Here is a 25,241-nt window from a genome sequence, read left to right on the forward strand (position 1 = left end):
TCGATTTCCGCCTGGGAGGGACCGTGACACTCGCACTCGCGCCTCGTCGCACCGTGCTCGCCGACTTCGTGCCGGGCGCACTGGTCCGCGACCTGACCCTGGTCGTCGCCGGCGCGGCGCTCACCGGCCTGGCCGCGCAGGTGGCCGTGCCGATCCCCGGCAGCCCGGTTCCGCTGACGGGCCAGACGTTCGCGGCGTTGCTCGTCGGCGCCGCCCTGGGCTGGCAGCGCGGCGCCACGTCGATGCTGCTGTACCTGATCGCGGGAGTCGCGGGCGTGCCGTGGTTCCAGGGCGGCTCGTCCGGCGTCCCGGTCTCGCTCGGTTACGTGGTGGGTTTCGTGTTCGCGGGCGCCCTGGTGGGCTTCCTGGCGGGCCGCGGCGGCGACCGCACCCCGGCGCGCACGATCGGCACGATGGCGCTGGGCAACCTGGCCATCTACGCGGTCGGCGTGCCGTGGCTGATGGCGATGACCGGCATGGGCTTCGCGAAGGCGTTGAGCGTCGGCGTGCTGCCGTTCCTGGTCGGTGACGCGCTGAAGATCGCCCTGGCGGCGGGCGTGCTGCCGGGAGCCTGGGCACTCGTCCGCCGCCGGTAGCTCGACCGGATCCTCACCGGCGTAACGACGTGAGGCCCGCGGCCGAGAAATCCGCGTGACGACGCACACCCCGGAAGAGCTGGGCTGCCTGGCCGGCGGGCCCGCCCGCGCCGCCGAGGTCGCCCTGGCCCGGCTGCTGCACGCGGGCCTGGTCCGGGTGTCCCGCGACGGCGTGGTGACCGCCGTCCAGCACCACCCGGGCCGCGTTTCTCCGCTGGAAGCCCAGATCCTGAGCGGAGTCCGCACCGGACGCCATCTCAACGACGTCCTGCACTCCGCGGCGACCTCGCCCGAGGCGGCCGGGCTGCGCGCCCACCTCGCCGACCGCGGCCTGCTGCGGCGCCGGCGTTCCTGGCGGCCCCGGCTGTACCCGTGGCTGCGCCTGCTCGGGGTCGGCCTCCTGGTGGCCGGTGTCGGCCGCCTCGCCGCTCCGGAGCTCGTGGCGAAGCACGTGCCGCAGGTGACCGGGTTTCCGCTCTGGTGCCTCTTCGCCGCCGCGGTGTTGTTGTTCGTGTGGGCCACCGTGCTGAGCGCGCGCGACCCCGGCCGGCTGCGCACCAGAGCGGGGCGCCGGGCGGTTCGCCGGGCGGCAGGCCACGTCTCCGCGCACGACCCGGTGGGCGCGGTCGCGGTGAGAGGCCTGCGGGGCAGGATCGGCCGCCTCGCGATCGCGGGCATGGTCGGTCTGACACCGGTGGCCGTCGGCATGGTGCCCCACCGGGACACGTCGTCGAGCAGCAGTTGCGGCGGCGGGTGTTCGTCGAGCTCGTGCGGCGGTGACAGCGGCGGTGACTCAGGTGGCGGCGGCTGCGGTGGTGGGTGTGGTGGCGGCGGCGACTGAATCCGCCCCACGACGGCTCGGTCCGTGACGTCTGACCGAGACTGTCGGACCTGCCGGGTACGGTCTGTCCCGTGCCTGAAGTTCCCCCCACCCTGAGCCTGCTCGAGACCGCCGTCCACGCCGTCGGCGGTGCGGAGCGCCCTGGCCAGGTGGAGATGGCGGAAGCCGTCGACCACTCGATCCGCACGGGCGAGCACCTCGCGGTCCAGGCCGGCACGGGCACGGGCAAGTCACTCGCGTACCTGGTGCCGTCGATCAGGCACGCGGTGGCCGAGGACGAGACGGTGGTCGTCTCCACGGCCACGATCGCGTTGCAGCGCCAGCTGGTCGACCGCGACCTGCCGCGGCTGGCGAAGGCGTTGAAGAAAGATCTCGGCCGCGAGCCCACGTTCGCGATCCTCAAGGGGCGGCGCAACTACCTGTGCATGCACCGCGTGCACAACGGCGCGCCGGAGGAGCCAGAAGAGGCCGGGTTGTTCGACCCGTTCGCGGTGTCGCGGCTCGGGCGCGAGGTGAAGCGGCTGCACGAGTGGTCGTCGGACACCGAGACCGGCGACCGGGACGAGCTGGTGCCCGGCGTCAGCGAGCAGGCGTGGCGGCAGGTGTCGGTGACGGCGCGCGAGTGCCTCGGCGTGTCGAAGTGCCCGATCGGCGCCGACTGCTTCGCCGAGCGGGCGCGGGCGGAAGCGGGCAAGGCGGACGTGGTCGTCACGAACCACGCGATGCTCGCCATCGACGCGTTGGAGGGCTACCAGGTCCTTCCCGACCACGACGTGGTGGTGATCGACGAGGCGCACGACCTCGTCGACCGCATCACGTCGGTGGCGACGGAGGAGCTCAGCGGGGCTTCGGTGGCCATGGCGGCGCGCCGGTGCGGCAGGCTCATCGACCAGGACGTCGCGGACCGGCTGGCCGAGGCCAGCGACGGGCTGGCGATGATCCTCGAGGACATGCCCGCGGGCCGGCTCGACACGCTGCCCAGGGCGCTGGCCGGGGCACTGGCCGCCACCCGCGACGCCGCGCACAACTGCGTGTCGGCCATGGGGGCGGAGCGCAAGGAGGACCCGGACGGGGCGACGGCGCGCAAGCTCGCGCTGGCGTTGCTGGAGGAGGTCCACGACTGCGCGGTGCGGGTGCTGGAGGCGTTCGACGAGGAACGTGACGTCGTGTGGGTGTCGGGCGACTTCAACCAGAAGACGCCGACGCTGCGGGTCGCCCCGCTCGGTGTGGGCGGCCTGCTGCGCGAACGGCTGTTCGCCAAGCGCACCACCGTTCTCACGTCCGCCACGCTGACGCTGGGCGGAGCCTTCGACACGATGGCGCGCCAGTGGGGCCTGCCGCCGTCGGAGAAGGTCCGCAAGATCGAGGGCGCGGCCACGGACAAGGACATCGACGGTCCCAAGTGGAGCGGGCTCGACGTGGGCTCGCCGTTCCAGCACGCGTCGAGCGGGATCCTCTACGTGGCAAGGCATCTGCCGCAGCCGGGCCGCGACGGCCTGCCGCCGGAGTACCTGGACGAGATCGAGGGCCTGGTGAACGCGGCGGGCGGCCGCGCGCTCGGGCTCTTCTCCTCGACGCGCGCGGCGAAGGCAGCCACTGACGCGCTGAGGGACAAGCTCGACCACCCGATCCTGTGCCAGGGCGACGACTCGACGGGCCTGCTGGTCAAGAAGTTCGCCGAGGACGAGCGCACGTGCCTGTTCGGCACCCTGTCGTTGTGGCAGGGCGTGGACGTGCCGGGCCCGTCGCTCCAGCTCGTGATCATGGACCGGATCCCGTTCCCCAGGCCGGACGACCCGCTCGCCTCGGCCCGCCAGAAAGCGGTGAACTCCCGTGGCGGCAACGGCTTCCTGACCGTCGCCGCCACCCACGCCGCCCTGCTGCTGGCCCAGGGCGCCGGCCGCCTGCTGCGGTCGATGTCGGACAAGGGCGTGGTGGCCATCCTCGACCCGAGGCTGGCCACGGCCCGCTACGGCGGCTTCCTGCGCGCCTCACTCCCCCCGTTCTGGACGACCTACGACCCCGAGGTGGTGCGCGCGGCCCTCAAGCGCCTGGACGCGGCCCAGACGCCTTGATCCGCTCGACCAGTTCGTCCCGGAACGCCTGAGCCTCCTGGAGTTCCGGCTCGGAGCCGTCCGCCCGTTTCAAGGCGCCTTCGAGAATCTTCAACGCCTGGCGCTCGTCACCGCGCGCGTCGGCCTGCCGCGCCGCGTTCTCCATGGCCTTCGCGAGTTTGGTCTGCGCCTCGGGTTCCGGGGCGGCCTTGTTGATCCGGATCCAGTTGCCACCGGGATCAACCACGCTGAACCCGGTGTACCTGTCGTTGCGCAGCCGCGGCCGGGTCATCCGCGGAATGCCGGAGATGAGCACTTTCCCGTGCACCGCCCGCATGCCCTCGGCAAAGGCCTCGTACAGCGGCCCGGTGTCCTGCACGATGACCAGGCAGGTGCCGTACGACTGCTCGGGATCGAAGTCGTCCATCCCGAAGAAGTGCAGCTGGAGGTCCTCCCGCCGCACGGCGACGTACGGGTTCGGCCGCGTCTGCCGATAGGTGACCGAGAAGCCGAGCATCTCGTAGAACGACGCGATCTCGTCGATGTCGGGACAGGGAAGGAGCGGAAAGGTGAGTTCGTTAGCCACCACCGGAAGCTAAGCCCGCCACTGCCGAAACGACACCGAGCTATTTGCTCAAGCGAACAGCAGGACAACCCCGCCCAGCAACAACAACGCCGACACCGCGGCGATCGCCAACACACGACCACGCGGCGTCTGCGCGTGCTTCAACGCGATCCCCAACGGTCCGATCCCAGCCACAGCAACCCCTTTCGACGGCATGGCGACAACAGCGCGCACGGCCCCGACCGCGACCCCCAACGGCGACATGCCGAGTTCGCGCGCGCCAACAACATCCGCTTCCCACTGCTCACGCCACCGGTCGTCACCGATCACCGCCGCGGCAAACCGCACCAACAACAACGCGACTCTCATTGCGCCGTCCTCGGCACCAGTCGCGGCGCCGGAGCAGCCCGGGCCACGACCTTGCGCGCCTCCGCGGCACCCTCGGCCGTCAGCCGGTACATCCGCCTGCGGGGTCCGCGCCGTTCGGCGTCGTCCTCCCAGGCCGAGGTGACCCAGCCGGCGCGTTCGAGGCGGTCCAGCAACGGGTAGACGCTGCCCGACGGCCTGCCGGTCAACTTGATGATCTCCAGGCCCCACCGCGGTTCTTCAGCGCCCAGCAGCACTTCGAGCACGTCGACCGTGGCCTTGCCGATGCGTTGCAGTGGCTCCACGCCACCAATACTACCTATGTAGATTAAGCCCTGGCAACGTCGACCTTCTCGGCCCCGATCCGCCGCATGCGTTCGGTGCCCCACGCTCCCAACGCGGCGAGCGAGGCGTTGAGCGAGACCCCGTGCTCCGTCAGGGAGTACTCGACCTTCGGCGGCACCTCGGCGAACACCTCGCGGTGCACCAGGCCGTCCTCCTCCATCTCCCGCAGGTGCTGGCTCAGCATCTTCTCGGTGACACCCGGCAGACCGCGCCGCAGCTCGGCGAACCGGCGGGTGCCGTGGTGCTGCAACTCCCAGAGGATCAACGACTTCCACTTGCCGGAGACCACGTCCATCGCGGCATCGATGCCGCAGATGTAGGGACCACGCCGTGCTGCCACTCGAACCCCCAACGCTTACTTTTCAGTGAGTACCCCACTATTTAGTCAGTTCTTCTCAACGCCGGCGGTGCCGGAGAGGATTCCACCGAACCACGATCACAGGGGGAATCCGAAAAATGACTGCACACAACAACGTTCACGTGAGTGTTCTCGGACTGGGAGCGATGGGCAGCGCCCTCGCTGCCGCGCTGATCGAGGCGGGTCACCCGACGACGGTCTGGAACCGGTCACCGGGCAAGGCCGACGGCCTCGTCGCACAGGGCGCCGCAGCCGCGGCCACGGCCCGCGACGCGGTCCTGAACGGCCAGGTGGTGATCGCCTGCCTGCTCGACCACGCGTCGGTGCACGAGGTGCTCGACCCGCTCACCGACGAGCTCGCCGGACGAGTCCTGATCAACGTCACCACGACGACACCGGCCCAGGCACGGCAGTCGGCCGCGTGGGCGGATCGCGCCGGGACCGCGTACCTGGACGGCGGCATCATGGCCGTACCGCACATGATCGGCCGGCCGGAGTCGTCGATCCTCTACAGCGGATCCGCCGAGGTGTTCCACGAGTACAAGCCGTTGCTCGACCTGTGGGGAACCAGCACCTACTTCGGTGAGGACGCCGGACTGGCCTCGCTGTACGACCTCGCCCTGCTCTCCGGCATGTACGTCATGTTCGCGGGGTTCCTGCACGGCGCCGCCATGGTCGCGCCGGCGGGCATCACGGCGACCGAGTTCGCCGCGGCGGCAGCACCCTGGCTGACCGCCATGACCGGCGGCTTCCACGGGTTCGCCCAGGTCGTCGACGGCGGCGACTACACCGTGCCAGGGCAGCAGAGCCTCGAGTTCTCCGACCTCACCGACATCGTGACCGCCAGTGCCGACCAGGGCGTCAGCACCGAGGTGATCGACGTGGTCCAGCGGCTCATCCAGCGGCAGATCGACGCGGGCCGTGGAAAAGAGGGGTTCGCCAGGATCTTCGAGAGCATCAGGCACCCGGCCTAGGAACGCAGTCCCAGCCGTTCAAGCAGTTCGTCCCGGAACTCCAGCGCTGTGGCCCGTTCCTCCTCCGAGGCGTGGACTTCCCGCACCAACGCCCGTTCGAGGATCTTCAACGCCTGCCGCTCCGCCGCGTGCGACCCCGCCAGCATCTCCGCGTTGTGCAACGCCCGCGTCAGACCGTTGGACGAGCGCGGCTCCTGCTCCCGCACCGCCGACATCACCCGGATCCAGTTGCCACCGGGATCGACGACCAGGAACCCGTCGCGGCGCGGCCTGGTCATCCGCGGCAGGCCCGACACCAGCACCTGTCCGTAGACCGCGCGCATGCCGTGCGCGAACGCCTCGTACAGCTCGCGCGGGTCCTCCACCTGGATCAGGCACGAGCTGTACGACCGTTCGGGCTCGTAGCCCGGGATGCCGAAGAAGTGGAGGTTGATCTCCTCGCGCCGCACCGAGAGGTACGCGTTCGGCCGGTACTGGCGATACGTGATGGTGAAGCCGAGCATCACGTAGAACTCGGCGACCTCGTCGATGGAGGCGCACGGCAACAGCGGGATCGTCACCTCGTTGGCCACCCCGCCACGCTAGTGCTACAGATCAGCCGTCGACCAGCAATCCACGTAACGGTCCTTGCAACCTTCCGGCGCGCCGGGACACGCCGGGCAGCTCCGTCACCCGTGACGATCCCGTCAGGGCCGGGCGCCACTGCTCGTCCACCACGACGTGCGCCGGGCCGGAGACCTCGTCGACCGACAGCCCGAGGTGTTCGGACCACAGCTTCAGCCTGGTCCGCCGCACGACGTCCGGGTCGTCGGTCACGACGTTGAGCTCCGTGTCGTTGAACAACGAGTGCTCGTTCAGGTTGGCCGACCCGACCGAGAGCCAGTTGTCGTCCACAATGGACAGCTTGGCGTGCACGTACACCGGGCCGGGGTCGTCGCCGTGCGACACCAGGGTCGCCGCGATCAGACGTCTGTTGCCGTCGTCGGCGTCCAGGAGCCGGCCGAGCTGGCCGCGGGTGGTGTCGGCGCCGTTGCTGGGCTTCTTCGGCAGCACCAGCACCATCCGGAAGTCCGGTGACGGTGGGCGCCGCAGCTTCTCCAGCAGCACCTCGGTGATCTCGGGCGACCACAGGAACTGGTTCTCCAGGTACACCAGCGACTCCGCCGACCGCAGCGCCCGCAGGTACGAGTCGAGCAGGCTGAAGTCGCCGTGCGGCGCGAAGTCGTAGGTCTTCTCCGGGATCGTCCGCACGACCTGCACGGACGACGACCCGGCCTCCGGCGGCACCTCCGGGGCGGGCAGCGTCTCCCCCGCGATCTCCAGCCACCGCGCGGCGAAGTGGGCGGCCACCTCCGCCACGGCGGGGCCCTCGATGCGGGCGATGTGGTCGTGCCAGCCCAGGTCGCGCGGCGGGTGCTTCGGCGAGTCGTGCCGGTCGCCCTCCACCGCGGTCATGTCGAGGCCGCCGACGAACGCCACGTCGTCGACGATCACGATCTTCTCGTGGTGGCAGTGCAACGTTCGTTCGCGGGCATCGAGTTCGCACCGGACCGCGCCGCACTCCAGAAAGGCCTTCTGCGCCGCCGCCGCCCGCTTGCGCGTCGGCTCGAAGAACGGGATCGGCGGGCCAGCCCACAGCAGCACGCGCACCGGGACCCGTTCCGCGGCGGACGACAGCAGCTCGCGCAGCTGCGGCGCGCCCGGTTCACGGGTCAGCTTGAAGTCCGGCGACGCGTGCCAGTTCGCGATGTGGACGTACTTCTGCGCCTTCTCGATCGCCTCGGCGATGACGGGGAACGCCGAGGCGCCGTCGATCAGAACCTCGATCGAGTTGCCGTGCTGCACGGGTCGGCGCGGGGTGAACCACCCCGCGCCGTCACCGTCGAGCACCTCTCCCCACCCCAGGCGGCGCAGTCTTCGCCCGTGGTGAGAGCACAACAGGTTCTCCAGCCCGTCGCCGAGCCGTGCGTCGAGAACGTCGAGGAAGCCCACGAGGAGTGGATTTACCCGAATTGCCCGCGTTCTAACCCAGAGGTGAGAGAACCGTCGTCGTACCGGGCTCGACCTCGGTGAAGCCCGCGTCCCGCACGGCCACGACGTCGTCGCGCCCGATCAGCGCGTCCCACTCGGCGACCGACGGCGTCCGGACGGCACAGCGGTAGTCCAGCGACGCCCACTCCTTCAGCTCGTCGTCGGACAGGTGCGGCGCCAGCAGCATCGAGGCGTGCCCCACCTGCGCCGCGAGCTTGCCCGCGGACATCTCGACCCGCGGGTTCACGTACAGCAGCCGGGCGCCGGCAGGAACCGCCCCCGGCTCGTCGACCGGCAGGTCAGAGCCCGAGATCTGCAGTTTCGCGACCTCACGGGGCGTCTCGGACACCAGGACGGGCAGCAGCGAACGAACCGACGCACCGTCCACGGTGATCGTGACGCCCGGCAGCTCCTGCACGGCCTCCCACTGCACGCCGCGGGCCCGCCGCGACACCTTGCGGATCCGTCCGGCCACCCACGCCCGCACGGCCTCGTGCCACTCCCCGCCCACGTCGGCGCGCGGGTCGAGGCACACCGCGACCGCCGAGGCGGCCGCGGCCTCCAGCAACGCCGTCCGGGCAGGCGGCGAGACGCGTTCGATGCGCAACACCATCGGCATCGCGCGGACTTCGGACTCCTCGGCGTAGTTCCGGGAGGCGATCAGGTCGAGGATCATCACAGCCGGGTCAGCTCCAGGCCGTCCGCGGCGTCCGCGGCCTCCACCTCTGCCCTCGTGACGCCCAGGATGAACAGCACGGCGTCGAGGAACGGGTGCGACAGCGCGGTGTCGGCGACCTCGCGCAGCGCGGGCTTGGCGTTGAACGCGATGCCCAGACCGGCCGCGCCCAGCATGTCGATGTCGTTCGCACCGTCACCGACGGCCACGCACTGCGCCAGCGACACGCCCGCCTCCTCGGCGAACCGGCGCAGCGCCACCGCCTTGCCCGGCCGGTCGACGATCTCGCCGACGACCTTGCCGGTCAGCTTGCCGTCCACGATCTCCAGCGTGTTCGCCGCGCAGAAGTCCAGCTGGAGCTCGTCGGCGAGGCCGGTGATCACCGACGTGAACCCGCCGGACACGACACCGCAGTAGAAACCGAGCCGCTTCAACGTGCGGATCGTCGTGCGTGCGCCCGGCGTGAGCTCCAGCGTGGCGCCGACCTCGTCCAGCACCTTCGCGTCGAGGCCTTCCAGCAGCGCGACCCGGCGCCGCAGCGACTCCGCGAAGTCGAGCTCGCCGCGCATCGCGGCCTCGGTGATCTCGCGCACCTGCTCCTCGCACCCGACGTGCGCGGCCAGCATCTCGATCACCTCGCCCTGGATGAGCGTGGAGTCGACGTCGAACACGACCAGGCGCTTGGCGCGACGGGTCAGGCCGGCGCGCTCGACCGCGATGTCCAGGCCCACCCGCACCGACACGTCCGCCAGCGCCGAACGCAGCTCCGCGTCGTTCTCCATCGTGTCGTCGGCGACCGAAACCCGCAGCTCAAGACCGGTGACGGGGTAGTCGGCGACACCGCGGATCGCGTCGATGTTCACGCCGAGCGACGCGAGCCTGCGCGCCACCTCGGTGAACGCCTTCGCGGTGACCGGGCGGCCGAGCACGATCAGCACGTGCGACGACTCCAGGCGCGCGGTGCGCTTCGAGTCGGCGCCGATCTCGATCTCCACGTGCATCGAGACGGTGGCCATGGCCTGCTCGACGGCCTCCTGCAGGCCTTCCGGGTCGTGGTCGGTCGAGACCAGCGCCCCGAGCACCAACCGGCCCCGGATCACGACCTGCTCGACGTCGAGCACCTCGACGCCGTGCCTGGTCAGCACGGCGAACAGCACCGAGGAGACGCCGGGCTTGTCGGGGCCGGTCACGGTGATCAGCACGGGCGTTTTCACGTTCGTCTCCTCGTAAGACGCGGCGAGCCCCGGCAGCATCGCAGCAGCCGGGGCTCGTCGTTGAACCTTGAAATGCAGGTTACTTGTGGTCCGAGTCGTCCTTCTCGGAGGCCGTACCCGACTTCATGGCCGAGGCAGCGAGCTCGGACGGGGCCGGCTTCGCGTCCTTGTGCGCGATCGTCTTGCCGGTGAAGGTCACGTGACCCTCGTTCCGGATCCGCTCGATCATGTGCGGGTAGTGCAGCTCGAACGCCGGGCGCTCGGAACGGATCCGGGGCAGCTCGGTGAAGTTGTGCCGCGGCGGCGGGGACGACGTGGCCCACTCGAGCGAGTTGCCGTAGCCCCACGGGTCGTCGGCCGTCACTACCTCACCGAAGCGGTAGCTCCGGAAGATGTTCCAGATGAACGGCAGCGTCGACGCGCCCAGGATGTAGGCACCGATCGTCGAGATCATGTTCAGCGTCGTGAAGCCGTCGGACGCGAGGTAGTCGGCGTACCGGCGCGGCATGCCCTCGTTGCCCAGCCAGTGCTGGACGAGGAAGGTCGCGTGGAAGCCGAGGAACGTCGTCCAGAAGTGCAGCTTGCCGAGCGGCTCGTCGAGGAACCGGCCGGTGATCTTCGGGAACCAGAAGTAGATGCCGGCGAAGGTCGCGAACACGATCGTGCCGTAGAGCACGTAGTGGAAGTGCGCGACGACGAAGTACGTGTCCGACACGTGGAAGTCGATCGCGGGCGCGGCCAGCAGGATGCCGGAGAGGCCACCGAAGAGGAACGTGACGATGAAGCCGATCGAGAACAGCATCGGCGTCTCGAACGTGAGCTGGCCCTTCCACATCGTGCCGATCCAGTTGAAGAACTTCACACCGGTCGGAACAGCGATGAGGAACGTCATGAAGGCGAAGAACGGCAGCAGCACGGCGCCGGTCGCGTACATGTGGTGCGCCCACACGGCGACGGACAGGGCCGCGATGCCGAGCGTCGCGTACACCAGGCCGTTGTAACCGAAGATCGGCTTGCGGCTGAACACCGGGAAGATCTCCGACACGATGCCGAAGAACGGCAAGGCGACGATGTAGACCTCGGGGTGTCCGAAGAACCAGAAGAGGTGCTGCCACAGGATCACGCCGCCGTTGGCGGGGTCGAACACGTGGGCACCGAGGTGGCGGTCGGCTAGCAGGCCGAGCAGCGCCGCGGTGAGGATCGGGAACGCGAGCAGCACGAGCACCGACGTCACCAGGATGTTCCAGGTGAAGATCGGCATGCGGAACATCGTCATGCCGGGCGCGCGCAGGCAGACCACGGTGGTGATCATGTTCACCGCGCCGAGGATGGTGCCGAGACCACCGACCACCAGGCCGGAGATCCACAGGTCGGCGCCGACACCCGGCGAGTGGATGGCGTTGCTCAGCGGCGTGTACGCGAACCAGCCGAAGTCAGCCGCACCACCGGGGGTGATGAAGCCCGCCATCACGATCAGGCCGCCGAAGAGGTACAGCCAGTACGAGAACGCGTTCAGCCGCGGGAACGCCACGTCGGGCGAGCCGATCTGCAGCGGGAGCACGAAGTTCGCGAAGCCGAAGACGATCGGCGTCGCGTACAGCAGCAACATCACGGTGCCGTGCATCGTGAAGAGCTGGTTGAACTGCTCCTGGCTGAGGAACTGCATGCCAGGCCGGGCCAGCTCGGTCCGCATCAGCATGGCCATCGCGCCGCCGACCATGAAGAAGGCGAACGAGGTGACCAGGTACATGATGCCGATTTGCTTGTGGTCCGTGGTGCGGAACATCCGCAGCAGGAAGGACCCCTTGACCGCAGTGCGCGTCGGATAAGGACGCGTTGCGATCGGCTGCGGGGCTACGGCCGTCACGGTGCCTCCAGGCCTTGGTGGGACCAGTTCGTTCGGGAAACTCCCCGGGATATTAGACGGAGCCGATCAGCTCCATTCGGGTGGGCCATGGCCGGTGGCCAGCGGCGTAGCGCACGTCACACGTATCCTGCCGCCGTGCTCCGATTGGTCGCTGTCGCTTGTGTCCTGTTGCTGTCCGCCTGCGGCTCACCCGCCACCCACAACTCGGCGGACGTCGCGTTCGCGCAGGGCATGGTGCCGCACCACGAGCAGGCGCTGGAGATGAGCGACCTCGTCGCCTCCCGCACGGACAACCCGCGGGTGATCGACCTGGCCAAGCGGATCTCCGCGGCGCAGAAGCCGGAGATCGACCGCATGAACGGCTGGCTGCGCACGTGGAACGCCCCGGTGCAGGCGTCGTCGCACACGTCACACGGCCACACCGACGACCACGGCATGGTGAACCTGGGCAACCTCCCCGACCTCGACGGCACCGAGTTCGACCGCCAGTGGCTGTCCCTGATGATCCTGCACCACCGCGGCGCCGTGGAGATGGCGCGCAAGCACCTCGCCGCCGGCACCGACCCCGAGACCCGCAAGCTGGCCCAGGACGTCGTCGGCCACCAGGAGAAGGAGATAGCGGAAATGGAGTCGCTTCTCCCGCAGGGCTGATGCCAGCCTCTCTTGCGTGACTTCTGCTGCTGTACGCGCCGCCGTGTCGTTGGCCGCGTCTCACGGTGTGGCCTGCACGGACCCTGTCGTCCTGAAGGACGGCAGCAACGTCATCGTGCACCTGCGCCCGGCTCCGGTGGTCGCCCGCATCGCGGCCCGCACGGCCCTGGTGCGCCCGGAGGTGGCCTCACACTTCGCCCGCGACCTGTCGGTGTCGGCGTTCCTGGCAGCGCGAGGCGTGCCCGTCGTGACACCGTCCGCCGAGCTGCCCGCCGGACCTCACACGCATGACGGCTTCGTCATGTCCTTCAGCACGTACGTCCCGCACGACCCATCCGTCGAGTTGTCCCGTCCGGACGTGCTCAAGCTGCTGCCCGAACTGCACGCCGAACTGCGCCTGTACGAGGGCGACCTTCCGGTGCGCGGCCCTCTCGACGACGTGGAGAACACGCTCGAGTACCTGGGCGGCCTGGGCGTACCGGACCTCGAACCGTTCCGCGAACGGCACGAGGAGCTCGTCGCGTCGTGGGACGCGCACCACCGCGACGTCCAACCACTGCACGGCGATTCGCACTACGGCAACGTGCTGATGACCGCGTCCGGCCCCGTGTGGCTCGACTTCGAGGACACCTGGCGCGGCCCGATCGCCTGGGACCTGGCCTGTCTGGCAGGCGCACGCGGCAAAGAAGCCGCCCAGCGCGCCGTAGAGACCTACGGCGGCGGGGCGGCTCCTGAGGACGTGGAGTTCCACGTCGAGGCACGCATCAACTTCGGCACGCTCTGGGGCGTGCTGATGGAGAACTCCTAGGCGCGACGGCGGCGCAGCACGAACAGCACGGCGGCACCAGCGGCCAGCAGCGCGGCACCGAGGCCGACCAGCCAGGCGGACCCGAACCCGGTCGAGGCCAGGTTGTTGCTGTCAGCGGCCGCAGCGACCTTGGTGGTCGTGACCGCGACCTCCGACGACGACGTGGTCGTCTGGCTCGAGGACGGGGTCGACGAGTGGGTCACGGTCGAGGACGACGTCGTCGACGACGAAGAGGTCGTGCTGCTGCTGGACGTCGTGTCCTTCTTGATGCCACACGCGTACCAGTGACTGATGGCAGGAGCCTTGTCGTTCTTGTCCGGCGCCCTGAGGTTGAGCCACGGCGGCGTCGCGCCGAGCTTGTCCGCGAGGTAGACGTTGTAGGCGTCCGCGCCCTTCACGACAACGCCGGTGATCGTGACGTTGGCCGGCGCGGTGAGGATGTCGAGGTCCTTCTGGTCCACACCACCGGTGAAGGTGAACTGACCAGGAGCGATCGGCGTGCCGGTGAGCCCACCGACGGTGCACGCGTCCGGGTGCTCGATGTCGACGTTTCCGTCGTAAGCGACAGCGCGCTCGTCACCGGAGACCGGAGCCGGCTTGGTGGGCTGAGCGAACGCGGTGGTCACCAGGGCGAGGGTGGCCACGGCAGCCACGGCGGTGGCACCGAGCAGGCCGGATCTTCTCAGAGGCGTCAGGCGCATCGGGTTACTCCGTTGGGGGTCGGCGGGATGTCGCGATCTAAGACCATCGACGTCCCCCTAACGGAGGCCATTACGGCCTCAGGTACGCCCTGTGGCCTAGTCGTTATGCGTCTGTGAAGTTGAATCCCGAACGACCGAACGCCGAAGGGGGCCGACCCAAAGGCCGACCCCCTCCTCCCGCACGAACGGAAGCTCAGTCGTTCTGTTCTGCCTCAGCAGGCCTCAGGAACACGGTGCCACCACCGGTCGGCATACGTCGGAACCAGTCCACGGAGTTCACTGGCTGACCGATCACCGGGCCGGCCCCGGTCGGGAAATTAGGAAGCGAGACGCCTGCGCCCTGAGGAGTCTGCGGCCGGCGAAGTGGTTGGTTCGGGGTGGTCATCATTCCTCTTGGAAGTTGGTACTCACGGAGTCGACTCGACGAGTGAGGACGACACCAAAGAACCAAGTGAGGTTCTGAGACGTCGAGCCGCGAGTTCTGAAGGAACTTGCCATTCCTTAGCAGCTCGCGACAGCACGAACTCGAACGATGTTGGGTTTCGATCGTCGAGTTGGCCTACAGTCCAGCTCGCGTCACTGCCGAGCCAAAAAATTTCGGGCGGTCGGGTTGCCCGAACCACTACCGCGCGACCAGTGCGCGCACGCCGGATGCGTACGTCTGACACGACGCGGAAATGGCCGTTCTCACGGATCTCAGTGCACAGGGTGACACAGTCCACATCGGATCGCTCATCCGCCTCACCAGTAGGTTCACCGGTCAAGCCGTGCAGCAGCTGGCGCGAGTCAGCAAGCAGCACATCTTCGTGCTCGAGCAGCCAACCGCCGATCTCGTTCGCTCGTTCCCGCGCCTTCGGCAGCAGGGAATCAGGGCCGAGTTGTTCGGTACCAATTGACATGTTGAACTGCGCGAGGCAGCTGTAGGCATGCCATGCAGCGAACGTCTGTTCCAGTGGCCAACGAGCATGGGACCACGAGTTCTCAAAATAATCGGCGTCTTCAGCCCTTGAGTCAAGAAAATTTTGCGTAATCGCCAGGTCAAAGAACTTTTCATGCGCACCCTCATGCACGAGCGCCTCAGTCACTTCAAGCGGCAACGACGGCTCGTCGATGAGCACGATGCCGGGGACGTAGCGCGATGACGCCGACACGACGCCTCCGGATGTCTCCCTCTTGAGGACAGCGAGCATCGACACGTGCACGAGGAGGTCCTCAGCCATGTCGGGCGCGATCTCGCGGAACAGTCGGACACCCTCGGCAACGATCGCGAGGGCGGCTTCGAACCTCTCCCCGTCCGCTTCCGTCAGAGGTTGAGGACTGGCGCCGGCGGGAGCCACGATGCGCAGCGGCGCCTCGATCAGACTGGCCGCAGCAGGATCCGAGATCACGTCGATCCCGACATCACGCACACTGAGGGCAGCAGCTTCAGCCAGCCGCGCCTGCTCCAGACCACCTTGCCCCGCCAACGCCCGCCCGATCTCATAGCGAACGATCGGGTGATCAGCGAGGTTGTCGGACAACTCCGTGCCAGGCGCGAACAAGTCGACCGCGAGCCGATAGAGCGTGCGACGCTCGTCGACCAGCACAGCAGCGGGCGCGATCGCAGCATGCAATACATGCGCGCTCGCAACAGGCGAACCAACCACCGAAGACTCCGTACTGAACGTCCCCCGACGCAAAGGAGTCACGGACACCCCAAACATCGGTGGCGCCCCTGATGCCGCGCAAGCGTACGGCACATCGTGACGAGCACAACAGCCAGATCCCCCTAAAAGGACCGGTGCCCCGGTCCGCGTCGAGCAGCTGCGGACCGGGGCACCAGAGTCAACTGGTTCTGCTCATCAGCCGAGCATGATGCTGGTGACGTTCACGAAGCCAACGACGGCAAGCGCGATCACCGAGACGGCGACCATCGTGAGCACGGTCCGCCATCCGATGGCGGTGACGGCAACTGCGACGACGGCTGCAATTCCGAGTGCACTCCCTGCGGACATCTCGTTCCCTCCCGACTGAGCGAGTACGTGCCCCCAGGTGTGGGCGGTCCTGGGCGTCTCGCCTGGTAAAAGAATCTCGCTTGTCTGGTTGTCTGTCAACCGTTGACTAGTTGCCAGACAAGTTGCAAGCAGACTGCGATAGGCCTAAGCTGAACCAATGCCCGTCGACGACTCCCATCTGGGCGAGAGCTGGTCGCTCTCGCCAGATTCGCGACGGCCTCTGCCGGAGCTGATCGAACAGAAGCTTCGCGAGCAGATCATCGGAGGCACCCTCAAGGCCGGTGATCGCCTCCCCACCGAGCCGGAACTGGCCCGCAAACTGGATGTCGCGAGGTCGTCGCTGCGTACAGCTCTGCAGCGACTTCAACTTCAGGGCATCGTCGAGGTACGTCGCGGCCTTGGCTGGTACGTGCGCCGCACCGACCTGGCCGCCGTCGAGGAGCACCTCGAGGGCAGGCTGGCTGCACGTCAGTTCTCCCAGACAGACCTCCTGGAAGTGCGAATCGCGCTGGAGACCACGGCGACGAGCCTGGCCGCGGTTCGCGCCAACGACGGTGAGCTGGACGAACTGGCCAAGTTGAACCGCCGCTACCAGCGTGCACCGGTGGAGGACACGCAGGAGGTGATCGAGTCGGACGAGGAGTTCCACTCGGCGCTGATCCGCGCGTCGCACAACGAACTGCTGGAGCAGATGTACCAGGCACTCGTGCCCGGTCTGCAGGACTGCAAGCGGCACGCGCACCCCTCCCGCGAGGTGCACAACCGCTCAGCGAACGAGCACGAGCAGGTCATCTGGTTTCTGCGCAGACACGACGAAGTGGGCGCGAAGAGCGCCATGACCACCCACCTGCTGGGGCTCTACAACGACTTGGCGACCGACGACACAGCCCCCAGAGCAACCCTCAGCACGTACGTGGGGGTGTCAGACAACCCGATCTGGGGGCAGTCTCGCTGATACGGCATGCATCGAAAGGGTCTGGCGCTGATCCGTCATCACTCCCACCATGTAGGGACGAGCGGTGAAGTGAGGGGGCGGGCGACGAGTGGTGGCGGCGCGCAGACACAAACAAGCGCTGGCCGTCGCGTTCGCGCTGCTCGCCCTGGCCGCCGCAGATCTGGCGGTCGCATTCCTCTGGCAACCTGGCGCGCGCAATCTCCTGCACGACGTGCTGGTCGTGTTCTGGCCGTTGCCCGCGCTCGCCGGCTTTCTGCTCGGCGCGTATGAGCTCTTCCTGCACCGCCGCCTGATCAGCGAACTGAGCCAGATCTCCGGTCCGAGCATCGTCGAGCACCTGTTGCCGAGCGACGTGCTACGGACCTTCCTGTCCTCGATCTACGGCTCGAACGAGGCGAACCAGGACGTCGTCTCCGGCGTCCTCGGGGGCAACGGGCTTCGCCCGCACGGCAAGGATCTGACGATCAGCACGAACACGACCGTGAAGCTGGAACTGCAGGGCATCAACGCCAAGACGTACCACCTGATCACCACGCAGAGCTACCGCTTCCGGCACAACGTCCCCGTCGACCGGTTCGTCATCTTCGCCACCAGCAACGTGTTACTGCGCGACACGATCAGCGCGGCCTGCCGCTACCCGCTGTTCGAGCTCTACTACATCACCGACCCGTCCCTCTTCCTCGATTCGGTCGACGACGTCCTGCACTCGACGCAGATCGCGATCGACTACATCGACCACGACGGCAAGAGCCGTTCCGCCGCACCGAGCCAGATCCCGCCGCTCGAGGTCAAGTTCGACCAGTGGTCGAACTACCTGACCTTCTTCCGCGAAGCCATGGGCCCGTTGCCGAAACTAAGTCCCCACAACCATCTCGGCGATCTGCGCATCTTCGAGTGCGATCTCAGCGGTATCGCGGAGGACCACCTCGTGCGAGCGATCCGCGGGCTCACCGTCACGTCACGCATGTTGCAGCGCACCAACGAAGGCTTCTGCTACTGGCAGGCGCCCTATCCGTCCTATGTGGAGCAGATCCGCTTCGAAGCACGCGGCCTCACGGTGGATGACCACTCCCCCGCGCACGAGTTCTCCATCATGCCGTTCCTGTTCCGCTCCAACACCGTGACCGGGCAGTGGCTGAAGGCGGACGACCTGGACGACCTCACCGTTCGGTCGTGGTTGCTACCGGGTCATGGTGTGGCTCTGATGTGGCGGGAAGCGCGACATTGACCGTGCCACCTGTTGGCGCACGGCGGAACCAGTCGACCTTGTGCACCGGCTCCCCCTGAGGCCGGGGCCGTTCTGGGGATGCAGGAACTCCAGGCACCGGCCATGCCCCAGTAGCTGAGACATCGCCTGACAACGGACGGTCGGAGGTCATCGCATCTCCTCCCCTTTGCCAGCAAAGGTTACCTGGACACCGGGTCAGCGGTCACGTCTCGCCTTCCGACGAACCTGATCTCGTACCGATAGCCGAGCTTGGTGTTCCTGGACCGCCAATGAATTCCGTCTCGATGGCGGCACGTGCTCGATTGCAGGATCGACTCCTGTGCGTCACCGTGTTCGCCCTTGTTCTGGCTTGCCTCCACCAAGTGGGCCGCACGAGGCGACGGGAAGATCTCAAGACCTTCACTGCCGGTCACGTACACGTCAATCTCATCGGTGATGTAGGAGATGTCGATCGAGTGCGACTCCTCGGTGAACAGCGCTGGCATGCTCTGGTGCAGGTCGATCTCCAGCTTGATCTGGCGTTTCGACTTGCCCTTCTCCAGCGACACCGGGATGCGGACCACCCCTTCCTCGATCACCAGGTCCTTGAACAACTCCCCTTCGACAAACGCCCGGCTCCGGCGGATGTAGGACTGCTGAACGTCGTATTCCCTGCCGTCGATCATCAAACGCCGGACACGCACGCTCGCCCACGGTGGTGCGTCGACCGGTGCAGATGAGAAGATCGGGAACGCCAGCCAGGCGACCGCGACGTCTCGGTCAGCCTCGACCTCCAGTTCCACGACATAAGCGCCGCTGCCGTCCGAACTGACCACCAACCTGTCGGTTCGCCTGCGCACGCGCAGTTGACGAGACACGTGCACATCGACATCACGTAGCGAACGCAACAGGTCGAGTCGCTGATGCAGCGTTGTGCTGACGATCCAAAGCAGCAGTAGGAACGTGGCCGCACCCGTCGCGTACATGACCCAGGTCAAGACGCCGAACAGTTGCTCCTTGGTCGCCTCGTTTCGCAGGCTGACCAGCGTGCCAGCCACTGTCAGGAGAACTGAGACAGCCCCCGAGACGAACGCGGCGACTCCAGGAGAGATGCCCGACCTGGCTGAATCTGCCATCGCGCGTCCTTGAGCTCGATCAACAGGTCGTTCAGCGTAGGCAGCGCAAGGTCACATCCGGCAGCTCCGTCACCCGTTCGGCCTGCCTTACGCAAGCGAGCGCAAGAACTTGCGTACACTTGCGCCATGACGCAACGGAGGCTGGCCGAGGTCGCGGCCAAGGTCGGGGTCAGCGAGGCCACCGTCAGCCGGGTGCTGAACGGCAAGCCCGGTGTCTCGGACGCCACGCGCAGTGCCGTGCTCACCGCACTTGACGTGCTGGGATACGAGCGGCCCACGCAGCTGAGGGGTGAGCGGGCCCGGCTGGTCGGGCTCGTGTTGCCCGAGTTGCAGAACCCGATCTTTCCCGCGTTCGCGGACGTGGTGGGCAACGCGCTGGCGCAAAGGGGTTTCACGCCCGTGCTCTGCACCAGGACGGCTGGTGGGGTTACCGAGGCCGAGTACCTGGAACTCCTGCTCGAGCAGCACGTTTCGGGGATTGTGTTCGCCGGCGGGCTCTACGCGCAGAAGGACGCCAGTCACGGGCACTACCAGCAGATGATGAGCAGGAAGCTGCCTGCAGTGCTGGTCAACGCCGCGATCGACGACCTGGCGTTTCCGCGGGTTTCGTGCGATGACGCGGTGGCCGTGGAGCAGGCGTACGGGCATCTGCTCTCGTTGGGGCACCGGCGGATCGGGGCCGTGTTGGGGCCGCCGGACCACGTGCCGAGTTTGCGGAAGCTCGAGGCCATCACCAAGCAAGGCGGTGCCGATGTCGAGCACACCATGTTCAGCCTGGAAGGTGGGCAGGCCGCGGCGACCAAGCTCGTGCAGCGCGGGGTCACGGCGATCATCTGCGCCAGCGACCCGCTCGCGCTCGGGGCGATCAGGGCCGTCCGGCGCGCCGGGCTGGACGTGCCTGGGGACGTGTCGATCATCGGGTACGACGATTCGGCCTTCATGACCTGCACTGATCCGCCGCTCACCACGGTCCGGCAGCCCATTGAGGCCATGGGGCGGGCGGCCGTTGAGCTGCTGGCCAACCAGATCTCCGGCAACGCCGTGGCGCCGGACGAGTTGCTGTTCGAGCCGGAACTGGTGGTGAGGGCCTCCACGGCACCCGTTCGGTAGCAGTCGCCTTCTTGCGAGTTTTCGTCTGGATATTGCGTTCAGATGTAACGGGGACTTATGGTCGCCGTCACATCGACGCGCTCGCGAGAAGGGCGGCCCCACCATGAAGAAGTCCGCTGCCGTGCTGTTGGGCTGTGTCCTCGTAGCCGGCTGTGGGAGCGGTTCCACGAACGACACGGCGGGCGGCAAGGTCGTCGTCAACATCAACGGCCAGCCACCGCAGACGCAGGCGTTCGACCGCAAGGTCTTCGACGAGGACGTCGCGGAGTTCGAGAACGAGCACAAGGACATCGACCTCGTGCCGCACGAGGGGTTCATGGACCCGAAGACGTTCTCCGCCAAGCTCGCCGGCGGGCAGCTCGAGGACGTCTTCTACGTCTACTTCACGGATCCCGCGGCCCTCATCGCACGCAAGCAGGCCGCGGACCTCACCAGCTACGTCAAGGACGTCAAGTACTACGGCGACCTCAAGCAGGAGCTCAAGGACGTCTTCACCGCCGACGGCAAGGTCTACGGGCTGCCCACCGCCAACTACACGATGGGCCTGCTCTACAGCCGCACCAACTTCACCAAGGCCGGCCTGAACCCGGACTCGCCGCCGAAGACCTGGGACGAGGTCAGGGCAGCGGCCAAGAAGCTCAAGGACGCCGGCGTCACCGGGTTCGCCGAGTACAGCAAGAGCAACCAGGGCGGCTGGCACTTCACCACGTGGATGAAGTCCGTCGGCGGTGACATCGCGCGCAAGGACGGCGACACCTTCAAGGCCGACTTCAACAACGACAAGGGCAAGGAAGTCCTGCGCCGCCTCAAGGAGATGCGCTGGGACGACAACTCCATGGGCGAGAAGCAGCTCCTGGAGATCGGCGACGTGCAGAACATGATGGGTGCGGGCCAGCTCGGCATGTACCTCGCCGCGCCGGACAACGTCGCCGCGATCGTCAACCAGTTCAAGGGCAAGTACGACGACTACGGGCTGGCGGCGATTCCCGGACAGCAGGGCACCCTGCTCGGCGGCGAGGGTTACATGATCAACCCCGGGGCGTCGCCGGAGAAGATCAAGGCCGGCCTCAAGTGGATCCAGTGGAAGTACCTGAACCCGGACCGTCTTGAGACGAACCTGCAGAAGTACAAGGACCGCGGCCAGCCCGTCGGCCTGCCGATCCCGCCGATCGCCGACATCTGGACCGGTGAGCCGCGCAAGAAGCAGGAAGAGCTCAAGGGCAAGTACGCCACCATGCCCGTACAGAACTTCCAGGCCTATGTGGACGGTTCCGAGCAGACCAAGGGGACGCTCGAACCACCGCAGGCGCAGCAGGTCTACGCGATCCTCGACACCGTCGTGCAGGCCGTGCTCACCAACAAGGACGCCGACCACGCGGCGTTGCTCAAGGACGCCGAGACCAAGGTCAACGCCGTCCTGGCCCAGGTGAAGTGAGTGCGGCGCCACGTCACCGCGTACGGCTTTCTGAGTGCCGCACTGGTCGTCTTCGCGGTGTTCTCCTGGTGGCCGATCGTGCGCGGGGTGGTCCTGAGCTTCCAGCAGGTCAACTTCGTCACGAGCCCCGACTGGGTCGGCTGGGAGAACTTCGAGCGGCTCTTCGCGGACCCGCTGTTCGCGGTGGCGTGGCGCAACACGGCGTACTTCACGGTCCTGGCACTGGTCATCGGCTTCGGCGTCCCGTTCCTGACCGCCGTGGTGCTCAACGAACTGCGGCACGCCAAGGGCTACTTCCGGCTGCTGGTCTACCTGCCGGTGATGTTGCCGCCGGTCGTGACGGCGTTGCTGTGGAAGTGGTTCTACGATCCGGGACCAGGCCTGTTCAACTCCGTCCTCAGAGGACTCGGCCTGCCCACGTCCCAGTGGCTCGATTCCAGCAGCACCAGCATGATCAGCCTCGTCCTGGTGATCACGTGGGCGAACATGGGCTCGGCCACGCTGATCTACCTGGCCGCGCTGCAGACGATCCCCGGTGAGCTGTACGAGGCCGCGGACCTGGACGGCGCCGGGCTGTTCAAGAAGATCTGGCACGTCACGATCCCGCAGACCAAGTTCGTGATCCTGATGCTGTTGCTGCTCCAGGTCGTGGCGACGATGCAGATCTTCACCGAACCGTTCGTCATGACCGGCGGCGGCCCGGAGGAGTCCACGGTCACCGTGCTGCTCCTGCTCTACCGGTACGCCTTCTACTACAACGACTTCGGCACCGCGAGCGCGCTGAGCCTGATCCTCTTCGCGGTACTGGGCGTCTTCTCCTTCCTCTACCTCAAGATCACCAGGAAGGCCGACGCATGAGGACGCTCACCAGGGGAACCGGCAAGACGTACTGGGTCGTCCTCACGCTCACGCTGATCCTGTTCACGGCGGCGTTCCTGCTCCCGCTGGTCTGGGTGCTGCTCGGTGCTTTCAAGCCGCCGGCCGAGCTCGCGCAGCAACCACCGACGATCCTGCCGCGGACGTGGGAACCGGGTGCGTACGCCGACGCCTGGAACTTCATGGACCTCGGCCGGTTCTTCCTCAACACCTTCGTCGTCGCGATCGGCGCGTGGGCCGTGCAGATGGCCGTGATCGTGCCCGCGGCCTACGCGCTCAGCAAGCTGAAACCGTGGGGCGGCAACGTCGTTCTCGGCCTGATGCTCGCCACGCTGATGCTGCCCGCGACGGCACTGCTGGTCCCGGTCTACCTCACGCTCACCGACCTCGACCTGCTCAACAACCCCGCGGGCATCTGGCTGCCGGCCGCGGCCAACGCGCTCAACGTCTACCTGCTCAAGCGCTTCTTCGACCAGATCCCGGAAGAGCTCCTCGAAGCGGCCAGGATCGACGGCGCGAGCACGTGGACGACGCTCGTCCGCGTCGTCCTGCCGATCTCACGGCCCATCCTCGCGGTCGTCTCGATCTTCGCGGTCGTCGCGGCCTGGAAGGACTTCATCTGGCCGCTGCTCGTGTTCCCGGACCCGGCGAAGCAGACGCTCAGCGTGGCGTTGCAGCGCTTCGCCCCCGACACCCCGATCAACCTCCTGCTCGCGGGCCTCGTGCTCGCGAGCCTGCCGATGGTCGCGCTGTTCCTCGCGTTCCAGCGGCACATCCTCGCGGGGCTCACCGCGGGCGGCGTAAAAGGCTGAAAGGACACCAGATGAGTTGGTGGCGCAACGCATCCATCTACCAGGTCTACCTGCGCAGCTTCGCGGACGGCAACGGCGACGGCATCGGGGACCTGGCCGGCCTCCGCGCCAAGCTCCAGCACATCGCGAACCTCGGCTTCGACGCGATCTGGATCAACCCGTGGTACCCCAGCCCGCTCGCCGACGGCGGCTACGACGTGGCGGACTACCGCGACATCGAACCGGTCTTCGGGTCGCTCGCCGACGCCGAGAAGCTCATCGCGGACGCGCACGGGCTCGGCATCAGGATCATCATCGACCTCGTCCCCAACCACTGCAGCGACCAGCACCCGTGGTTCACCCGGGGCCTGTGGGACCGCTTCCACGTCCGCGACTCCGACGAGATCCCGAACGACTGGAAGTCGCGGTTCGGCGGCCCGGCGTGGAGCAAGCTCGACGACGGACGCTGGTACCTGCACCTCTACGCCGCCGAGCAGCCGGACTTCAACTGGGAGAACCCTGTTGTCCACCAGGAGTTCGAGGACGTCCTGCGGTTCTGGCTCGACCGCGGCGTCGACGGCTTCCGCATCGACGTGGCGGACGGACTGGTCAAGGACTTCAGCAAGCCCGACGCCGACCTGCCATACTCCGACCAGGACGGCGTCCACGAGATCTACCGCGAGTGGCGCAAGATCGTCGACTCCTACGACGGCGAACGCATCCTCGTCGGCGAGATGTGGCTGCCGGATCCGGAGAGGTTCGCGAGGTACCTCCGGCAGGACGAGATGCACTCCGCGTTCAACTTCGACTTCCTCTGCTGTCCCTGGAACGCCCAGGAACTGCGCCAGGTCGTCGACGCCACGCTCGCCGCGCACGAACCCGTCGGCGCGCCACCGACCTGGGTGCTGTCCAACCACGACGTCACCCGGCACGTGACCCGGTACGGCCGCGAGAAGACCGGATTCTCCTTCGCGGACAGGCAACACGGCGCCCCGACCGACTTCGAGCTCGGCACGCGCCGGGCCCGTGCGGCGATCATGCTCACCGCCGCGCTGCCCGGTGGCGTCTACGTCTACCAGGGGGAGGAACTCGGTCTCTGGGAGGTCGAGGACCTGCCGGACGAGCTGCGCGAGGACCCGGTGTGGCACCGCTCCGGCTTCACCGACAGGGGGCGCGACGGCTGCCGCGTGCCACTCCCCTGGTCCGGCGAGGACGGTCCGAGCTGGTTGCCGCAGCCGCAGAACTGGCAGGAGTTCTCGGTGGCGGCCCAGACGGACGATCCTGAATCGATGCTCAGCCTGTACCGCGAGGTGTTCGCGCGCCGCCGTGCGATCGACGGGGACCTGGAGTGGCTCGACCTCGGCGAGAACGTGCTGGCGTTCAGGCGGGGCGGCCACACGTGCGTCGTCAACCTGTCGCGGGCCCCGATCGACCTGCCGGGCGTGCCGGCGTTGACGAGCATTCCGCTGGTCAACGGTCAACTGCCGAGTGACGCGGCTGCCTGGTTGGGCTAGAAACGGGCAAGTCTTGATGTTGATCCGGGCATGCCCGAAAGCCGCGTCCCAGGTGGGCGCGGCTTTCGTCATGTGAAACGGGCAAAAATCGGGCAGGATCTCACTGAGTTGTGGTGGCGGCCACAACCTGACGTGGGTGTTTTATCTATGCACGGCCCGAACGGGCATCAGCAGAG

26 protein-coding genes are annotated in these 25,241 nt (G+C 67.5%); 13 read left to right on the forward strand and 13 right to left on the reverse strand.

Annotation, left to right across the window (positions count from 1 at the left end; genetic code table 11):
• Positions 1-23: 23 nt before the first annotated feature.
• The 3 genes from AOM45_RS36510 to AOM45_RS36520 all read left to right on the forward strand — a co-directional run bounded on the left by AOM45_RS36510 (position 24) and on the right by AOM45_RS36520 (position 3,512).
• The gene (locus AOM45_RS36510; protein ID WP_030469600.1) at positions 24-596 is read left to right on the forward strand and encodes a biotin transporter BioY; all 573 of its coding nucleotides are present in this window, start codon (positions 24-26) and stop codon (positions 594-596) included.
• 55 nt (positions 597-651) lie between these two features.
• Positions 652-1,437 (forward strand): TIGR04222 domain-containing membrane protein, encoded by a 786-nt coding sequence (locus tag AOM45_RS36515; protein WP_030469601.1) that lies wholly within the window; start codon positions 652-654, stop codon positions 1,435-1,437.
• Positions 1,438-1,508: 71 nt separating this feature from the next.
• Complete coding sequence (locus AOM45_RS36520) at positions 1,509-3,512, forward strand: ATP-dependent DNA helicase (protein WP_030469602.1); 2,004 nt, start codon at positions 1,509-1,511, stop codon at positions 3,510-3,512.
• On the opposite strand, the gene AOM45_RS36525 is transcribed toward AOM45_RS36520, so the two are convergent.
• Genes AOM45_RS36525 through AOM45_RS36540 form a run of 4 tightly spaced genes read right to left on the reverse strand, consistent with a single transcriptional unit; the run spans position 3,481 to position 5,062 of the window.
• Positions 3,481-4,077: a DUF8817 family protein gene (locus tag AOM45_RS36525; protein ID WP_030469603.1), complete on the reverse strand. Its 597-nt coding sequence runs from the start codon at positions 4,075-4,077 to the stop codon at positions 3,481-3,483. The two genes, AOM45_RS36520 and AOM45_RS36525, sit on opposite strands and share 32 nt — an antisense overlap.
• A gap of 48 nt (positions 4,078-4,125) precedes the next feature.
• On the reverse strand, positions 4,126-4,425 hold the full coding sequence (locus tag AOM45_RS36530; protein WP_030469604.1) for a hypothetical protein: 300 nt from the start codon (positions 4,423-4,425) through the stop codon (positions 4,126-4,128).
• The gene (locus tag AOM45_RS36535; RefSeq protein WP_035911455.1) at positions 4,422-4,727 is read right to left on the reverse strand and encodes a helix-turn-helix transcriptional regulator; all 306 of its coding nucleotides are present in this window, start codon (positions 4,725-4,727) and stop codon (positions 4,422-4,424) included. The genes AOM45_RS36530 and AOM45_RS36535 overlap by 4 nt, the downstream gene beginning before the upstream one ends.
• A gap of 23 nt (positions 4,728-4,750) precedes the next feature.
• On the reverse strand, positions 4,751-5,062 hold the full coding sequence (locus AOM45_RS36540) for a winged helix-turn-helix transcriptional regulator (RefSeq protein WP_051783998.1): 312 nt from the start codon (positions 5,060-5,062) through the stop codon (positions 4,751-4,753).
• A 185-nt stretch (positions 5,063-5,247) separates the two neighbouring features.
• On the opposite strand from AOM45_RS36540, the gene AOM45_RS36545 reads away from it, so the two are divergent.
• Entirely contained in the window at positions 5,248-6,099 is an 852-nt protein-coding gene (locus AOM45_RS36545; RefSeq protein ID WP_236703957.1) for an NAD(P)-dependent oxidoreductase, read from the forward strand.
• Here the strand turns inward: AOM45_RS36545 and AOM45_RS36550 are convergent.
• The 5 genes from AOM45_RS36550 to ctaD form a co-directional block, all read right to left on the reverse strand.
• Positions 6,096-6,671 (reverse strand): bleomycin resistance protein, encoded by a 576-nt coding sequence (locus tag AOM45_RS36550; protein WP_030469608.1) that lies wholly within the window; start codon positions 6,669-6,671, stop codon positions 6,096-6,098. The two genes, AOM45_RS36545 and AOM45_RS36550, sit on opposite strands and share 4 nt — an antisense overlap.
• Positions 6,672-6,693: 22 nt before the next feature.
• The gene (locus tag AOM45_RS36555) at positions 6,694-8,091 is read right to left on the reverse strand and encodes a phospholipase D-like domain-containing protein (protein WP_030469609.1); all 1,398 of its coding nucleotides are present in this window, start codon (positions 8,089-8,091) and stop codon (positions 6,694-6,696) included.
• A 31-nt stretch (positions 8,092-8,122) separates the two neighbouring features.
• Entirely contained in the window at positions 8,123-8,806 is a 684-nt protein-coding gene (locus AOM45_RS36560) for a peptidyl-tRNA hydrolase (protein ID WP_035911485.1), read from the reverse strand.
• Positions 8,806-10,020 carry a phosphoserine phosphatase SerB gene (gene serB / locus AOM45_RS36565; protein ID WP_030469611.1) on the reverse strand — a complete coding sequence of 405 codons (1,215 nt, stop codon included), beginning with the start codon at positions 10,018-10,020 and terminating at the stop codon, positions 8,806-8,808. Before serB ends, AOM45_RS36560 begins: the two co-directional genes overlap by 1 nt.
• A gap of 79 nt (positions 10,021-10,099) precedes the next feature.
• Entirely contained in the window at positions 10,100-11,887 is a 1,788-nt protein-coding gene (gene ctaD / locus AOM45_RS36570; protein WP_030469612.1) for an aa3-type cytochrome oxidase subunit I, read from the reverse strand.
• Positions 11,888-12,022: 135 nt separating this feature from the next.
• Between ctaD and AOM45_RS36575 the strand changes: the two genes are divergently transcribed.
• Together AOM45_RS36575 and AOM45_RS36580 are read left to right on the forward strand one after the other, a co-directional pair.
• Positions 12,023-12,538 carry a DUF305 domain-containing protein gene (locus AOM45_RS36575; RefSeq protein ID WP_035911458.1) on the forward strand — a complete coding sequence of 172 codons (516 nt, stop codon included), beginning with the start codon at positions 12,023-12,025 and terminating at the stop codon, positions 12,536-12,538.
• A 16-nt stretch (positions 12,539-12,554) separates the two neighbouring features.
• Complete coding sequence (locus AOM45_RS36580; protein ID WP_081902339.1) at positions 12,555-13,346, forward strand: phosphotransferase family protein; 792 nt, start codon at positions 12,555-12,557, stop codon at positions 13,344-13,346.
• Here AOM45_RS36580 and AOM45_RS36585 read toward each other — a convergent pair.
• From AOM45_RS36585 to AOM45_RS51960, 3 genes are all read right to left on the reverse strand, one after another.
• On the reverse strand, positions 13,343-14,047 hold the full coding sequence (locus AOM45_RS36585; RefSeq protein ID WP_051784002.1) for an LPXTG cell wall anchor domain-containing protein: 705 nt from the start codon (positions 14,045-14,047) through the stop codon (positions 13,343-13,345). The two genes, AOM45_RS36580 and AOM45_RS36585, sit on opposite strands and share 4 nt — an antisense overlap.
• Positions 14,048-14,454: 407 nt before the next feature.
• Positions 14,455-15,693 (reverse strand): aKG-HExxH-type peptide beta-hydroxylase, encoded by a 1,239-nt coding sequence (locus tag AOM45_RS36590; protein ID WP_162185693.1) that lies wholly within the window; start codon positions 15,691-15,693, stop codon positions 14,455-14,457.
• Between the two features lie 195 nt (positions 15,694-15,888).
• A complete protein-coding gene (locus AOM45_RS51960; protein WP_169774267.1) occupies positions 15,889-16,041 on the reverse strand; it encodes a hypothetical protein in 153 nt (50 codons plus the stop codon).
• A 157-nt stretch (positions 16,042-16,198) separates the two neighbouring features.
• Here AOM45_RS51960 and AOM45_RS36595 point away from each other — a divergent pair, with 157 nt between their 5' ends.
• Together AOM45_RS36595 and AOM45_RS36600 are read left to right on the forward strand one after the other, a co-directional pair.
• Positions 16,199-16,996: a FadR/GntR family transcriptional regulator gene (locus AOM45_RS36595; protein WP_030469616.1), complete on the forward strand. Its 798-nt coding sequence runs from the start codon at positions 16,199-16,201 to the stop codon at positions 16,994-16,996.
• A gap of 91 nt (positions 16,997-17,087) precedes the next feature.
• Positions 17,088-18,224 carry a hypothetical protein gene (locus AOM45_RS36600; RefSeq protein WP_236703958.1) on the forward strand — a complete coding sequence of 379 codons (1,137 nt, stop codon included), beginning with the start codon at positions 17,088-17,090 and terminating at the stop codon, positions 18,222-18,224.
• 179 nt (positions 18,225-18,403) lie between these two features.
• Here the strand turns inward: AOM45_RS36600 and AOM45_RS36605 are convergent, their stop codons facing one another.
• Complete coding sequence (locus AOM45_RS36605; protein ID WP_156094031.1) at positions 18,404-19,339, reverse strand: hypothetical protein; 936 nt, start codon at positions 19,337-19,339, stop codon at positions 18,404-18,406.
• Between the two features lie 126 nt (positions 19,340-19,465).
• Here AOM45_RS36605 and AOM45_RS36610 point away from each other — a divergent pair, with 126 nt between their 5' ends.
• From AOM45_RS36610 to AOM45_RS36630, 5 genes are all read left to right on the forward strand, one after another.
• Complete coding sequence (locus tag AOM45_RS36610; protein WP_030469619.1) at positions 19,466-20,449, forward strand: LacI family DNA-binding transcriptional regulator; 984 nt, start codon at positions 19,466-19,468, stop codon at positions 20,447-20,449.
• Between the two features lie 103 nt (positions 20,450-20,552).
• Complete coding sequence (locus AOM45_RS36615) at positions 20,553-21,884, forward strand: ABC transporter substrate-binding protein (protein ID WP_030469620.1); 1,332 nt, start codon at positions 20,553-20,555, stop codon at positions 21,882-21,884.
• On the forward strand, positions 21,885-22,742 hold the full coding sequence (locus tag AOM45_RS36620; protein WP_030469621.1) for a carbohydrate ABC transporter permease: 858 nt from the start codon (positions 21,885-21,887) through the stop codon (positions 22,740-22,742). It abuts the gene before it with no gap.
• The gene (locus AOM45_RS36625) at positions 22,739-23,572 is read left to right on the forward strand and encodes a carbohydrate ABC transporter permease (RefSeq protein WP_030469622.1); all 834 of its coding nucleotides are present in this window, start codon (positions 22,739-22,741) and stop codon (positions 23,570-23,572) included. Before AOM45_RS36620 ends, AOM45_RS36625 begins: the two co-directional genes overlap by 4 nt.
• A gap of 11 nt (positions 23,573-23,583) precedes the next feature.
• Positions 23,584-25,065: a glycoside hydrolase family 13 protein gene (locus tag AOM45_RS36630; RefSeq protein WP_030469623.1), complete on the forward strand. Its 1,482-nt coding sequence runs from the start codon at positions 23,584-23,586 to the stop codon at positions 25,063-25,065.
• Positions 25,066-25,241: the final 176 nt, after the last annotated feature.

It is taken from the genome of Lentzea aerocolonigenes (assembly GCF_000974445.1).
GTDB classification, from domain to species: domain Bacteria; phylum Actinomycetota; class Actinomycetes; order Mycobacteriales; family Pseudonocardiaceae; genus Lentzea; species Lentzea aerocolonigenes.